The organism is Inquilinus limosus, from assembly GCF_051487185.1.
In the GTDB taxonomy this organism is placed as follows: Bacteria; Pseudomonadota; Alphaproteobacteria; order DSM-16000; family Inquilinaceae; genus Inquilinus; species Inquilinus limosus_F.
Genome location: NZ_JAHVDK010000006.1, coordinates 232,810 through 245,569, shown reverse-complemented (window position 1 = coordinate 245,569; position 12,760 = coordinate 232,810). Strand labels below are relative to the sequence as shown.

The following is a 12,760-nucleotide window of genomic DNA, read 5'->3' as shown; positions in this document are numbered from 1 at the left end:
AGAGAGGCTCGCTAAGCCCCCTGCCGCTCCATGGTCTCGACCGCCAGCCGGGCGGCGGCGAGGTCCTCCAGCGCGGTGCCGACCGACTTGAACAGCGTGATCTCCTCCGGCGACCCGCGGCCCGGGGCGGTGCCGCGGGTCAGGTCGTGCAGGTCGGCCAGGATCGCATCCTCGCCGATCACCCCGGCCCGGATCGGCTGCAGCAGGTCGCCGGCCTCGGCCAGGGCGCCGGCGCGGGTGTCGACGAAGATCCGGGCCCGGCGCACCGCCTCGTCGTCGCTTTCGCGCATCGCCGGCAGATAGGCGCCGGCAAGGTCGAGATGGGCGCCGGGCTTCAGCCAGGCGCCGCGGACGAGCGGTTCGCGCGACTGGGTGGCGCAGGAGACGATGTCCGCCGCGCGCACCGCAGACTCGAGATCGGCCGCGGCGCGGACCGGCAGGCCCTCCGCCGCCAGCGTCTCGGCCAGCGCCGAAGCCTGCTCCGGCCGCCGGGCCCAGATCGCGATGTCGGTGAGCGGCCGCACCGCGGCGTGGGCACGGATGAAATGCGGCGCCAGCGCGCCGGCTCCGACCATCACCATGCGCGCCGCATCCGGTCGGGCCAGGTAGTCGGCGGCCAGCGCCGAGGCCGCGGCGGTGCGGCGGTTGGTCAGGGTCGGCCCGTCCATGATCGCGCGCGGCACGCCGGTGGCGCCGTCGAGCAGCAGGTACGAGCCGACGATGAAGGGCAGGTCCTTGGCCGGATTGCCCGGCATCAGCGACACCAGCTTGATGCCGATCGCCTGGTCCCGTTCCCAGGCCGGCATGATCAGGAGGGTGGCGTCGCCGGCCGCGGTCGGCACGGTATGGTGATGGCGCAGCGGCGCCTCCACCTCGCGGCGGAAGGCCTGACGCAGCGCCTCGATCAGGGCGCGCGTGTCGATCGCCCGGTCGAGGGCAGCGGCGTCGATGGCAAGCATGATGTCGTCAGCGCTGGCCGGCAGCGGGCAGGGCCGGGCGCGCCGGGTCGGGGGCGCCGTTGCGGTTGGCCGAGGCTGGAACGCCGGTGCGCTGCCGCGCCTTCAGCCCTTCCAGATCCTTCTGGGTCGCGGCCAGACGGGTCTCCAGCCGGCGCATGCGCAGGCCGGTGGCGAAGCGGCCGAACCAGACGATGAGGCCACCGATCAGGACCCCGGCCAGGAGCGGCAGCAGCGCCACGAGATAGAGCGGCGCCTCGGTCCGGAACGGCAGCGGCCAGAGGCCGAGCGTCACCGCCTCGCGGTTGCTGATCGCGAAGGACAGCAAGAGGAGGGCGAAGGGGATGGTGACGATCCAGGCGATGTAACGCACAGGCTATCCCTCGTGGTGGCCGGCCCTGCCCGCGGGCCGGTCAGGCATCGGTGTTCAGCCGCTCGCGCAGCTGCTTGCCGGTCTTGAAGAACGGCACCAGTTTCTCCGCCACGTCGACCGCCACGCCGGTGCGCGGGTTGCGCCCGGTCCGGGCGTCGCGGCGCTTCACTGAGAAGGCACCGAAGCCGCGCAGCTCGACCCGCTGGCCCTCTGCCAGCGCCTGGGTGATGCGGTCGAAAATGGTGGTGACGATACGCTCGACGTCGCGCTGGTAGAGATGCGGGTTGCGCTCAGCAAGCCGCATGATGAGCTCGGACTTCGTCATGTCTCCCGAATCCCTGTCCGCCGCCTTGTTGTCGACACGGGTGGCCGCGTCGCCTCGCTCGAGTTTGGCGGCAGCCGGATGGTGCCAGCACGGCCGCCCGAACGCAAGGACAAGTGCTTCTGGACAAAGGGATTTCCGGCGCAAGCTCTACTCCGCCGGACGCATCTCCGGGGCGGGATGACGGCCGCCGCGGCCGACCAGCAGCGTCGCCGCCAGGCCGCACAGCGCGGCGAAGGAGACCCACAGCCCCGGCACCGCCGAATTGCCGGTGACATGGATCAGCCAGGTGCACAGCGCCGGGGTGAAGCCGCCGAAGGTCGCGGTCGCCAGGCTGTAGGCTAGCGAGAAGCCGGCGGTGCGCACATCCTCCGGCATGATCTCGGTCAGGAACGGGATCATCGCGCCGTTGTAGCTGCCATAGAGGAAGGATAGCCACAGCTCGACCTCCAGCAGCCGGTCGAAGGACGGGGCGGAGACCAGCCACAGCATCGCCGGATAGGCGGTGACCAGGGTCAGCACGGTGCAGACCACCAGGATCGGGGTGCGGCCGATGCGATCGGACAGCGCGCCCGAGAGCGGCAGCCAGAGCAGGTTGGAGAGGCCGACGCACAGCGTCACCGCCAGGCTGTCGATGCTGGCCAGGTGCAGCGCCTGGTTGCCGAAGGTCGGGGTGTAGGCGGTGATCAGGTAGAAGCTGACCGTGGTCATCGTCACCAGCATCATGCCGAGCAGGACGATGCCCCAGTTGTCGGCCAGGGAGCGCAGGATCTGCGCCATGCTCGGCCGACGATGCGCCCGGGCCCGGAAGGCCTCGGTCTCCTCCAGCGAGCGGCGCAGCAGGAAGATCAGCGGCACGATCAGGCAGCCGACCAGGAGCGGCACCCGCCAGCCCCACAGGCCGACCGATTCCGGCGGCAGCAGCGCGCTGAGGAGAACGCCGAGGAGCGCCGCGACCACGACCGCGACCTGCTGGCTGCCCGACTGCCAGGCGGTGTAGAAGCCCTTGTGCCCGGGCGTCGCGATCTCGGCCAGGTAGACCGAGACGCCGCCGAGCTCGACCCCGGCCGAGAAGCCCTGCAGCAGCCGGCCGACCACCACCAGCACCGGCGCCAGCAGGCCGATCGTCTCGTAGCCCGGCATCAGGCCGATGGTCAGGGTGCCGACCGCCATCAGCCCGAGCGTCAGCAGCAGGCCGGCGCGGCGGCCGTGCCGGTCGATATAGGCGCCGAGCACCAGGGCGCCGAGCGGCCGCATCAGGAACCCCGCCCCGAAGGTGGCGAGCGACAGCATCAGCGAGAGGAAGTCGCTGCCGGTCGGGAAGAATGCCTTGGCGATGTACGCGGCGTAGTAGCCGTAGACCATGAAGTCGTACATCTCCAGGAAGTTGCCACTGGAGACGCGGAGGACGGCCATGGCCTTCGATCGGGGAGTCGCGGCTGCGGTCATGGATGAGCCTTTCTGAATCGGAACCGGCGCACTCTCTCCCCGCCCCCGTCCCTCGGCCACTCGAGGCGGCTTGTCAATGCCGAGATGGCGACACCTGGAATGAACAAAAGAAAAGGCCCGCCTCCTTGCAGAGGCGGGCCCGGCCGAGGCCGTGGGGCCTTGGCTTACTTCTCTTCGGTGTTCTCGCGCGCCTTACGCAGCGCAGCGCCGAGGATATCGCCCAGCGAAGCGCCGGAGTCCGACGAACCGTACTCGGCCATCGCCTGCTTCTCCTCCTCGACCTCCTTGGCCTTGATGGAGAGCGAGACCTTGCGAGCGGCGCGGTCGACCTGCATCACCTTGGCGTCGACCTTGTCGCCGACGGCGAAGCGGTCCGGACGCTGCTCCGACCGGTCGCGCGACAGGTCGGACTTGCGGATGAAGCCGACCAGGCCGTCGCCGACCGAGACCTCGACGCCGCCATCGTTCACTTCCGTGACCGTGCCGGTGACGATCTCACCCTTGCGCAGCCCGCCGCCGGCGGTGGCCTTCTCGAAGGTGTCCTCGGTGAGCTGCTTCATGCCGAGGCTGATGCGCTCCTTCTCGACATCGACGTCGAGGACCTTGACCTTGACCTGGTCGCCCTTCTTGAAGTCCTGGATCGCCTCTTCGCCCGGACGGTCCCAGGCGATGTCGGAGAGGTGGACCATGCCGTCGATCTCGCCCGGCAGGCCGACGAACAGACCGAATTCGGTGATGTTCTTGACCTCGCCCTCGAGCTCGGTGCCGGCCGGGTACTTCTCGGCGAACACCTCCCACGGATTCGGCAGGCACTGCTTCAGACCGAGGCTGATGCGGCGCTTCACCGGATCGACGTCGAGCACCATCACCTCGACCTCCTGGGAGGTGGAGACGATCTTGCCCGGATGGACGTTCTTCTTGGTCCAGCTCATCTCCGAGACGTGGACCAGGCCTTCGATGCCCGGCTCCAGCTCGACGAAGGCGCCATAGTCGGTGATGTTGGTCACGCGGCCGCGGAAGCGGGCGCCGGCCGGGTACTTGGCGACCACGCCCTCCCACGGATCGGCCTCGAGCTGCTTCATGCCGAGGCTGATGCGCTGGGTCTCCGGGTTGAAGCGGACGACCTGGACCTTGACGGCCTGGCCGATCTGCAACGCCTCGGACGGGTGGTTGATGCGGCGCCACGCGATGTCGGTGACGTGCAGCAGGCCGTCGACGCCGCCGAGATCGACGAAGGCGCCGTAGTCGGTGATGTTCTTGACCACGCCCTCGAGGACCTGGCCTTCCTTGAGGTTGGCGACCAGCTCGGAGCGGGCCTCGGCGCGGCTTTCCTCGAGCACGGCGCGGCGCGACACCACGATGTTGCCGCGCGAGCGGTCCATCTTCAGGATCTGGAACGGCTGCGGCGTGCCCATCAGCGGGCTGATGTCGCGCACCGGCCGGATGTCGACCTGGCTGCCCGGTAGGAAGGCGACGGCGCCGTTCAGGTCGACGGTGAAGCCGCCCTTGACCTTGCCGAAGATCACGCCGGTGACGCGGAGCTGTTCGTTGAACGACTTCTCGAGCGCGGTCCAGGCCTCCTCACGCTTGGCCTTCTCGCGGGACAGGACGGCCTCGCCGTTCTTGTCCTCCATGCGCTCGATGAACACTTCGACGGTGTCGCCCGGGGCAAGCTGGACCGGCTGACCCGGGACGGCGAATTCCTTGAGCGCCACGCGCCCCTCGGACTTCAGCCCCACATCGATCAGCACCATGTCGTTGTCGATCGAGACCACCCGACCCTTGACGACGGTACCCTCGAAGCTCTCGGACTGGCCGAGCGACTCCTCGAGAAGGGCGGCGAAGCTTTCCTTCTCGGTCGATTTGACGGCGGCGGAACTAGTAGCCATGAAAACTCCCGTTAGAGACAAACCGGCCGCCGCGCCGGCGGGTCGTCCCGCCTGGGAGAGCGCGATGGCCGGGCCGGGCCCGATGCCCGTATCTCCATCTTTCGATCGACGACGGCCCGAGGTTCAGACGGCGTCGCGCGGGGGGCCGATCCGGCGGGACACATAAGCCAAGGCCTGGTCGAACACCTCGTCCGCCGTGAGCTGGCTCGTATCCAACAGAAAAGCGTCGCTCGCCGGGACCAGTGGGGCCACGGCGCGGCGACGGTCGCGCTCGTCTCTCTGTCTCAGGTCGTCGAGGACCTCGTCGTATATAGACCGGTGGCCGCGCTCCCGCAACTCCTTCCACCGGCGCATGGCGCGGGCCTCCAAGGTGGCGGTGACGAAGATCTTGGCCGGGGCGTCCGGGCAGATCACGGTGCCGATGTCGCGGCCGTCGAGCACCGCCCCCGGCTGGCGGGCGGCGAAGCGGCGCTGGAAGTCGAGCAGCGCGGTGCGCACCCCGGGGATGGCCGACACCCGGCTGGCCGCCTGGGCTGCGACATCGCCACGCAGCTCCGGATCGCCAAGCGCCGCCGGGTCCAGCGCCAGCGCCGCGGCGAGGCCGGCGATCGGGTCGTCCGGGTCGCCGCCGGCGCGCAGGACGGCGATGCCGACGGCGCGATACAGGAGGCCGGTGTCGAGATGGTCGAAGCCGTAGGCGGCCGCCAGCCGGCGGGCCAGCGTGCCCTTGCCCGAGGCGGCGGTGCCGTCGATCGCGATCACGGTCATGCCGCCGGGTTCCTGACGCCGGACGGCCCCTTCGGGTGCGAAATCACGAGACGCAAGCGACCATCCCCACGATCGGCCCCGGGGACGCCCAGGGCGAGAACTGCCGAACCCGCGGGCTGATAGCATGGACGGGACGGAGGTGGAACGCCGGCCGAAGCCCGGGACGGCGTTTTGTTTTTGACAGGCGTCGCCGGGCGTGGCAGATGGCGCCCTCTATCCCGACATGACCCGAGGAGGCTCGGCGTGGCGAAACCTGAATGGGGCGCCAAGCGCATCTGCCACAATTGCGGGGCCCGCTACTACGATCTGCAGCGCGACCCGATCATCTGCCCGAAATGCGGCACCGAGTTCGACCCGGAGGCCTTCCTGAAGTCGCGCCGGTCGCGCGCCGCGATCGTCGAGGAGCCGGTCGAGAAGGTGCGCGCCGTCGATGACGACACCGACGCCCTGCTCGAGGACGAGACCGAGGAGGCCGCCGACGAGGAAGAGGAGGCGGTCGAGGAGGTCGAGGTGCTCGACGAGGGCGATCTCGACGAGGCCCTGGCCGAGGAGGACGAGGAGGAGGTCCCCGGCAAGGAGAAGGCCCCGGCCGACGAGTTCGACACCGAGGAGGATATCGGCGAGGACGAAGACGTCCTGATCGAGGACACCGACGACCTCGGCGAGGAGGATGTCGACGTCGACATCGAGGAGGATGACGAGCGGAACCGCTGATCGCAGAGATTGATCGCGGGACTGAAAAATTCCTGCAAAAAACCTCTTGCATAGGCGGGGCGGTTGAATAATATCCGCCCCCGCCGACGCACCCCAGGCCGGACCGGCCGGATGCGTCGCCCAGAGTTTCGGGGCCATAGCTCAGCTGGGAGAGCGCTACAATGGCATTGTAGAGGTCAGGAGTTCGATCCTCCTTGGCTCCACCAAATCGAAGAGCCCGGCCAGACATGGTCGGGCTCTTTTCGTTCATGTGCGACGCCGCGGTCCCCCTGCCACAATCTCACCCCCGGCGCGCGGCGCTGCCGGTCCATTGACCGACCATCTGGATGAGGAGATCATCCAATAGGATGAAAAGATCATCCAACAGCGATTGACCGAGGGCATTCAAACCAAATATTCCCAATGCATCGTCCGATTCTCTGAGCTGCTCCACTGGCCAGCCGCAGGGGGGAATAGATGCCCAACCGCAGAACCACCTCCGGCAGCGCGATCATTGCGGCATGGCTGGCAGTGTCGACCCAGGCCGCCGCACAGACGGCGGCGACCGTCCCGTCGCCCAGCCAGCCCGATCCCGATGCGCGGCCCGCCTATGCGATGGTCTCCCTGAACGGTGGCTTCTCGGTCGACCCTTACCCGATCGGCGTCATCGCCGGCGGGCACTATTCCGTCACCGCGCTCGGCCAGGATTGCATCGGCAATATCACCCCCACCCAGGCCGATGCGAAGATCGAATTCTCGGGCGGTCAGCGCCCCTTGAGCATCTATGCGGCCGCGGGCTCCGATATCGCCCTCGTCGTCCATACGCCGCAGGGAACATGGGTCTGCGCCGACGACACCGATGCTGGGGGCATCAATCCTGCGATCACCTTCCAGAGGCCCGCGGACGGCACCTACGCCGTTTGGGTGGCGGCGGTCGACACCTCGTCCCGTCCCGTGCCGGCGGTGCTCGTGATCAGCGAATTTCCTCCGACCTGGTGAGGGAACGTCATGTCAGCCAAGCCCATACACTCGGCGGTGCTTCTGGCGCTCCTGGCCACGGGCTGCTCCGAACTCCCGCAGCAGAAGCCCTTCCCCGAATTCGCCAAGATGCCGGACGAAGGCGCAGGCAGTCCGCAGCCGGCAGGGCCCGCGAGCACGGAGGTCGCCGACGCCTCCACCTCGGCCAGCCTCCTGGCCCGCAAGGTCCAGACGACGCGGTCGACGCTGGATCTGGCGGTCGATACCGCTCGTCAGCGCCTGACCAAGCTCAAGCAGCAGATCGTCGACGCGAGGCAGACGCTCGATGAGCAGGGCGGGCGTCGCGCCAATCCGGAGCAATACGCCGCGCTGCGCGAGGCACAGGACCAGATCGAACTGGCCCTGACCCGGACGCGCGGCTCGACCAGCCGCCGTGTCCCCAGAGGAGTGCCGGAGCAGGCCGAGACCGTCCGCGACCTGGGCGGCCTGATCGCCTCGGTGTCCGGGGTCGTCGATACGATCAGCGGCGGCTCGACCGCGCCGCCTGCGGCGCTGTCGGCCGAGGCGGCGATCGCGCAGGCCACGCCCTCCGCCCCGGCGGTCGGCCCCGGCGGTCCGCCGCAGCCGGGCCAGCCGGGGATCGTCACGGCGTCGGCCGTGCCGCCGGGCGCGGCCCCGGGAACCGGATCGCTCTACGAGACGCTGCTGGCGCGCGCCAAGCCGTCACGGCCGCTGGGGATCGAGCCGGCCGCGGCACCGCCCGGACCGTCTCCGGCCGCGGCGGCCAGCGCGCCGCAGCCCGGCCAGCCGCAGACCACCGTGGCACCGGCGCCGCCGCAGCCGGCTGCCCCAGCCACGGCGCCGACGACCGCCGCCCAGACCGACCCGGTCTACGAGCTGCTGCGGGCGCGCGCCAAGCCGTCGCGGCCGCTGGAAGGCGAACCGCCGCCGGCAGCCTCCATCGGGCCGGCCCCGGCCCAGGCGGCCGGCGGGCCGCAACCCGGCCAGCCGGCAACCACCGCATCGCCGGCGGCGCCGCAACCCGGCCGGCTGGAGATCACCGCGGCTCCGGCGGCACCGCAAACCACCACCGCCCAGAGCGACTACGAGCTGCTGCTGACCCGCGCCAAGCCGTCGCGGCCCCTGCCGACCCCGTCGTCGCCACCGGCTGAGGGCACGAGCACAACGCCGTAACCGACCGGCGCGCAGCCGCCCTCTCGATCCGGCCGGCCTGCGGCACATGGCCGCGGCCGGCGACCTCGGACATGCGGACGGGCATCGCTCGCCACCTCGCCCGCCGGCCCCTTACCGTCGGTTGATGTGCCGGTCGATCAGCGCGCGCAGCGCCGCCGCGTCACGAGCGCGGATGGCCGTGACCATGGCGTGGTGCTCCTGCGCGCTGAGGCGCAAGCCTGCCAGGGTGAACCAGCGGCCGGTGGTGCCGGACTGGCCGCGCTCGCGCATGTCGTGGATCAGCCCGGCCAGAACCGGGTTGCCGGCGATGTCGTAGAGCCGGCGATGGAAGGCGTAGTTCAGCTCGGTCCGGGTCGGCGGGTCGCCGATCTCGATCGCCTGCTCGAACCGCGCGGCGAGGTCGTCGAGCTCGGCCAGGTCGGCCGCCGTCGCGCGTTCGACCACCGGCTCCGCCGCGCCGGTCTCGAGGATCGTCCGCACCGCCTTCAGATGCACCAGTTCCTGCGGGTCGGGCGCCGCGACGCGGAAGCCGCTGTTCACCTTGTGCTCGACCAGCTTGCGGTTCTTCAGCTCGACCAGCGCCTGCCGCACCTCGAAGCGGTTGGCCTCGTAGCGCTCCTGCAGATCGATCTGCTTCAGCCACTCCCCGGCCCGGTAGACGCCGTAGAGGATGTCGTCCCGGATCGCCTCGACCAGCGTCCCGACCCGCCCTTGGTCCGTGCCCTGCCGCTTCATCGTCCTTCGGTGTCTCGTTCCCGTCCACGCGTGCCGTCTTTCTAGCATGCCGTCTTGCCGGCTGCGATTTTGACGTTTATCGTCACGAAAAAATTGGCGCCAATTTTGGAGGATGCCGGATGGCCGATGGCGGCGTGACGAAGGCGGATCTCGAGGCGGGCCCTCCGGCAAAGCCTGCCCCGGCCTATCGTGCCGGCACCACGCCGCTCCTCGCCTGCCGGGCCGATCCGCGTTTCTCCTACAGCCTCACGATCCCGCCACGGCTGCGCGATGCCCCGGAACGGGTGCCGCTGCTGGTCCCGGTGCATGACAGCACCCGGGCGGTGCAGACCGCCAGCGACGCCTTCGCCGAATTCGCCCGCTGGCATGGCGCCGCCGTCCTGGCGCCGCTGTTCCCGGCCGATCCGTTCGGCGACGGCAACGAGGACGGCTACAAATATCTGGCCGAGGGCGACATCCGGTACGACCGGCTGCTGCTGGCCATGGTGGCGGAGGCCGAGATGCGCACCGGTCTCGGCTTCGACCGCTTCTGCCTGTTCGGCTTCTCCGGCGGCGCCCATTTCGCCCATCGTTTCCTGTATCTGTACCCGGAGCGGCTGCGCGCCGTGTCCATCGGCGCTCCGGGGTCGGTCACGCTGATCGACCCCAAGCGGGACTGGTGGGTCGGCACCCGCGACATGGAGCGGATCTTCGGCCGCGCCCCCGACCTGGACGCCCTGCGCCGGGTGCCGGTGCATCTGGCGGTGGGCGACGCCGACCTGGAGACGGCCTCGATCACCCACCAGCCGGGGGGCCGGCACTGGATGGCGGACGCCAACCGGGCCGGGGCCAACCGGATCGCCCGGCTGACCAGCCTGCGCCGCAACCTGCAGGCGCATGGGCTGGCGGTTCGGCACGACATCATTTCCGGCGCCGCCCACGACTTCACGGCGGTGGCGGAGCGCGCCAGGGACTTCTTCCACCAGGTGCTCGGCCCCGGCCGGGCATCCGCCTTCGGCGCATAATCACGACACGACAGGGGGCAGAATGAACCGGCTGATGCTTCTGGGAGCGGCGGCGCTGGCGGCCTTCCCCGCCACCGCGGCCGAGACGCCGCAGCGCGGCGGCACGATCAACACCGTGCTGTCGGCCGATATCCGCAGCACCAATCCCGGCGTCGACCGCGACGGCGCCACCGACATCGTGCACCAGCACATCGTCGAAGGGCTGGTCGGGTTCCGCGAGGACCTGGAGGTCGGGCCGATGCTGGCCGAGCGCTGGGAGGTGTCGCCGGACGGCAGGACCTACACCTTCCATCTGCGCCGCGGCGTCAGGTTCCAGAACGGCGCGACCATGACCTCGGCGGAGGTGAAATGGTCCTGGGACCGGCTGATGGACCCGGCCACCAAATGGCGCTGCCGCGACGTCTACACCGGCGAGAGCGGCCTGAAGATCGAGAGCGTCACCGCGCCCGACCCGGACACCGTGGTCTACGTCCTGGACCGGCCGAGTGCCGGCTTCCTGTACAACCTGGCGCGGATGGATTGCGGCGGCACCCCGGTGCTGCATCCGTCCTCGGTGAAGCCGGACGGCAGCTGGGACAAGCCGGTCGGCACCGGCCCCTTCATCCTGTCGGAGTGGCGCCCCGGCCAGTATATCGAGCTGACCCGGTTCGACGGCTACACCCCGCGCGACGACGCGATGAGCGGCTATGTCGGCCGCAAGGAGGTGTTCGTCGACAAGGTCCGCTTCAACATCATGCCCGACGCGGCGGCGAAGCTGACGGCGCTGCAGGCCGGCGCCCTGGACACGGCCCCGCTGGAATCGCAGGACCGGATCCAGCTGCAGAGCAACCCGGCCCTCGCGGTCCAGTCCAGCATCACGCCCGGCTGGGAGGCGCTGATCCTGCAATCCGCGGACCCGATCCTGCAGGACAGGCGGGTACGGCAGGCCATCGTGATGGCGCTGGACCGCGCCGCCATCGCCGAGGCCGTCACCTTCGGCGGCTCGACCTTCGCGGCGACGCCGGTGCCCGAATTCAGCCCCTATTATTCCCAGGCCCAGACCGAAGCCCTGCCCTATGACCCGGAGCGCGCCAAGGCTCTCTTGGCCGAGGCCGGCTACAAGGGCCAGCGCATCGTGATGACCGCGAACAAGCGATACGCCGAGATGTATGACTGCGGCGTGCTGATGCAGGACATGCTGCGCAGCATCGGAATGAATGTCGAGCTGGAGGTGCTGGAATGGACCGCCCAGCTCGACGCCTACCAGACCGGCAAGTTCCAGATGCAGTCCTTCTCCTACTCGCCGCGGCTCGACCCCCTCGGCCAGTGGGAGCGGATCATCGGGCCGCAGCCGCGCAAGATCTGGAAGGATCCGCGCGCCATCGACCTGCTGGCCCAGGCCAACGCGACCACCGACCGGGCGCAGATGCAGTCGATCCTGGACCAGATCGGCCGGCTGTTCACCGAGGAGGCGCCGGCCGCCAGCCTGTATCTGCACGCCTCCGACTACGCGGTGGCTCAGCGGATCGGCGGCTTCAAGGTCTGGCCGGCCGACGCGCCGCGCTACTGGAATGTCTGGGTGAAGCGATGACCCGCGCCGCCTGCATCCAGCTGAGTGTCGGCCCGGATGTCGGCCCCAACCTCGCCGCTGCCGGCGCCCTGATCCGCGACGCCGCCGCCCGCGGGGCGACGCTGATCGCGCTGCCGGAGGTGGCGGATGCGATCATCGAGGACCCGGCGCTGCTGCGGGAGCGGGCGCAGCCGGAGGAGCGGCACGAGGCCCTGGCCGGCTATCGCGACCTGGCGCGGGAGACCGGCGTGACGCTGCTGGTCGGCTCCGCCGTCGTGCGCACTGATGGGCCGCGCTTCGCCAACCGGTCCTACCTGCTCGGCCCCGACGGCGCGATCCTGGCGCGCTACGACAAGATCCATCTCTACGACGCCGACCTGCCGGACGGCGAGGTGCATCGAGAGAGCGCGCAGTTCGCGCCCGGCGGCACCGGCGTGGTGGCGGCGCTGCCGGGCGGCGGCACGCTGGGCCCGACCATCTGCTACGACCTGCGGTTCCCGCAGCTGCATCGCGCCCTGGCCAGGGCGGGGGCGGAGATCCTGGCGGTGCCCGCCGCCTTCGCCTGCGCCACCGGCGCGGCGCATTGGGAGGTGCTGCTGCGGGCCCGGGCGATCGAGACCGGCTGCTTCGTCCTGGCCCCGGCCCAGACCGGCATCCATCACCTTGGCCGCCGCACCTGGGGCCATTCCTTGATCGTGTCGCCCTGGGGCGAGGTGCTGGCCGATGCCGGGACCGAGGTCGGGCTGGTCACCGCCGATCTCGACCTCGACCGGGTCCGCGCCGCCCGCGCGGCCCTGCCGACGCTGCAGCACGACCGAGCGTTCGAGGTGGTGGAGGTCTGACCGGCCGC

Annotated in this window: 13 protein-coding genes and 1 tRNA gene; 7 read left to right on the top strand and 7 right to left on the bottom strand. The window is 70.2% G+C overall.

Annotated features, from left to right (window positions below; translation table 11 throughout):
• Window positions 1-11 precede the first annotated feature (11 nt).
• The 6 genes from KXR53_RS09360 to KXR53_RS09335 all read right to left on the bottom strand — a co-directional run bounded on the left by KXR53_RS09360 (window position 12) and on the right by KXR53_RS09335 (window position 5,757).
• Window positions 12-959 (bottom strand): ornithine cyclodeaminase family protein, encoded by a 948-nt coding sequence (locus KXR53_RS09360; RefSeq protein WP_437374850.1) that lies wholly within the window; start codon window positions 957-959, stop codon window positions 12-14.
• 7 nt (window positions 960-966) lie between these two features.
• Entirely contained in the window at window positions 967-1,329 is a 363-nt protein-coding gene (locus KXR53_RS09355) for a lipopolysaccharide assembly protein LapA domain-containing protein (protein WP_437374849.1), read from the bottom strand.
• A 40-nt stretch (window positions 1,330-1,369) separates the two neighbouring features.
• Window positions 1,370-1,654 carry an integration host factor subunit beta gene (ihfB, locus tag KXR53_RS09350; RefSeq protein WP_437374848.1) on the bottom strand — a complete coding sequence of 95 codons (285 nt, stop codon included), beginning with the start codon at window positions 1,652-1,654 and terminating at the stop codon, window positions 1,370-1,372.
• Window positions 1,655-1,801: 147 nt separating this feature from the next.
• Window positions 1,802-3,067, bottom strand: coding sequence for an MFS transporter (locus KXR53_RS09345; RefSeq protein WP_437374847.1), 1,266 nt, complete (start codon window positions 3,065-3,067; stop codon window positions 1,802-1,804).
• Window positions 3,068-3,264: 197 nt separating this feature from the next.
• Complete coding sequence (gene rpsA / locus KXR53_RS09340; RefSeq protein WP_437374846.1) at window positions 3,265-4,989, bottom strand: 30S ribosomal protein S1; 1,725 nt, start codon at window positions 4,987-4,989, stop codon at window positions 3,265-3,267.
• A gap of 123 nt (window positions 4,990-5,112) precedes the next feature.
• On the bottom strand, window positions 5,113-5,757 hold the full coding sequence (locus KXR53_RS09335; RefSeq protein ID WP_437374845.1) for a (d)CMP kinase: 645 nt from the start codon (window positions 5,755-5,757) through the stop codon (window positions 5,113-5,115).
• Between the two features lie 243 nt (window positions 5,758-6,000).
• Between KXR53_RS09335 and KXR53_RS09330 the strand changes: the two genes are divergently transcribed.
• From KXR53_RS09330 to KXR53_RS09315, 4 genes are all read left to right on the top strand, one after another.
• On the top strand, window positions 6,001-6,471 hold the full coding sequence (locus KXR53_RS09330) for a TIGR02300 family protein (RefSeq protein ID WP_437374844.1): 471 nt from the start codon (window positions 6,001-6,003) through the stop codon (window positions 6,469-6,471).
• Window positions 6,472-6,601: 130 nt separating this feature from the next.
• A tRNA-Ala gene (locus tag KXR53_RS09325) sits at window positions 6,602-6,677 on the top strand.
• Window positions 6,678-6,927: 250 nt separating this feature from the next.
• Complete coding sequence (locus tag KXR53_RS09320; protein ID WP_437374843.1) at window positions 6,928-7,449, top strand: hypothetical protein; 522 nt, start codon at window positions 6,928-6,930, stop codon at window positions 7,447-7,449.
• 9 nt (window positions 7,450-7,458) lie between these two features.
• The gene (locus KXR53_RS09315) at window positions 7,459-8,622 is read left to right on the top strand and encodes a hypothetical protein (protein ID WP_437374842.1); all 1,164 of its coding nucleotides are present in this window, start codon (window positions 7,459-7,461) and stop codon (window positions 8,620-8,622) included.
• 111 nt (window positions 8,623-8,733) lie between these two features.
• On the opposite strand, the gene KXR53_RS09310 is transcribed toward KXR53_RS09315, so the two are convergent.
• Window positions 8,734-9,357: a GntR family transcriptional regulator gene (locus tag KXR53_RS09310; RefSeq protein ID WP_437374841.1), complete on the bottom strand. Its 624-nt coding sequence runs from the start codon at window positions 9,355-9,357 to the stop codon at window positions 8,734-8,736.
• Window positions 9,358-9,476: 119 nt separating this feature from the next.
• On the opposite strand from KXR53_RS09310, the gene KXR53_RS09305 reads away from it, so the two are divergent.
• The 3 genes from KXR53_RS09305 to KXR53_RS09295 are packed head-to-tail and all read left to right on the top strand — an operon-like array spanning window position 9,477 to window position 12,752.
• Window positions 9,477-10,361 (top strand): hypothetical protein, encoded by an 885-nt coding sequence (locus tag KXR53_RS09305; RefSeq protein ID WP_437374840.1) that lies wholly within the window; start codon window positions 9,477-9,479, stop codon window positions 10,359-10,361.
• A gap of 22 nt (window positions 10,362-10,383) precedes the next feature.
• Window positions 10,384-11,931 (top strand): ABC transporter substrate-binding protein, encoded by a 1,548-nt coding sequence (locus KXR53_RS09300; RefSeq protein WP_437374839.1) that lies wholly within the window; start codon window positions 10,384-10,386, stop codon window positions 11,929-11,931.
• The gene (locus KXR53_RS09295; RefSeq protein ID WP_437374838.1) at window positions 11,928-12,752 is read left to right on the top strand and encodes a carbon-nitrogen hydrolase family protein; all 825 of its coding nucleotides are present in this window, start codon (window positions 11,928-11,930) and stop codon (window positions 12,750-12,752) included. The genes KXR53_RS09300 and KXR53_RS09295 overlap by 4 nt, the downstream gene beginning before the upstream one ends.
• Window positions 12,753-12,760: the final 8 nt, after the last annotated feature.

Excerpts from the sequence above, each read along its gene's own strand:
- KXR53_RS09360 (WP_437374850.1), bottom strand. The coding sequence starts at position 959 with ATGCTTGCCATCGACGCCGCTGCCCTCGACCGGGCGATCGACACGCGC.
- ihfB (WP_437374848.1), bottom strand. The coding sequence starts at position 1,654 with ATGACGAAGTCCGAGCTCATCATGCGGCTTGCTGAGCGCAACCCGCAT.
- KXR53_RS09345 (WP_437374847.1), bottom strand. The coding sequence starts at position 3,067 with ATGGCCGTCCTCCGCGTCTCCAGTGGCAACTTCCTGGAGATGTACGAC.
- rpsA (WP_437374846.1), bottom strand. The coding sequence starts at position 4,989 with ATGGCTACTAGTTCCGCCGCCGTCAAATCGACCGAGAAGGAAAGCTTC.
- KXR53_RS09335 (WP_437374845.1), bottom strand. The coding sequence starts at position 5,757 with ATGACCGTGATCGCGATCGACGGCACCGCCGCCTCGGGCAAGGGCACG.
- KXR53_RS09320 (WP_437374843.1), top strand. The coding sequence starts at position 6,928 with ATGCCCAACCGCAGAACCACCTCCGGCAGCGCGATCATTGCGGCATGG.
- KXR53_RS09315 (WP_437374842.1), top strand. The coding sequence starts at position 7,459 with ATGTCAGCCAAGCCCATACACTCGGCGGTGCTTCTGGCGCTCCTGGCC.
- KXR53_RS09310 (WP_437374841.1), bottom strand. The coding sequence starts at position 9,357 with ATGAAGCGGCAGGGCACGGACCAAGGGCGGGTCGGGACGCTGGTCGAG.
- KXR53_RS09305 (WP_437374840.1), top strand. The coding sequence starts at position 9,477 with ATGGCCGATGGCGGCGTGACGAAGGCGGATCTCGAGGCGGGCCCTCCG.
- KXR53_RS09300 (WP_437374839.1), top strand. The coding sequence starts at position 10,384 with ATGAACCGGCTGATGCTTCTGGGAGCGGCGGCGCTGGCGGCCTTCCCC.
- KXR53_RS09295 (WP_437374838.1), top strand. The coding sequence starts at position 11,928 with ATGACCCGCGCCGCCTGCATCCAGCTGAGTGTCGGCCCGGATGTCGGC.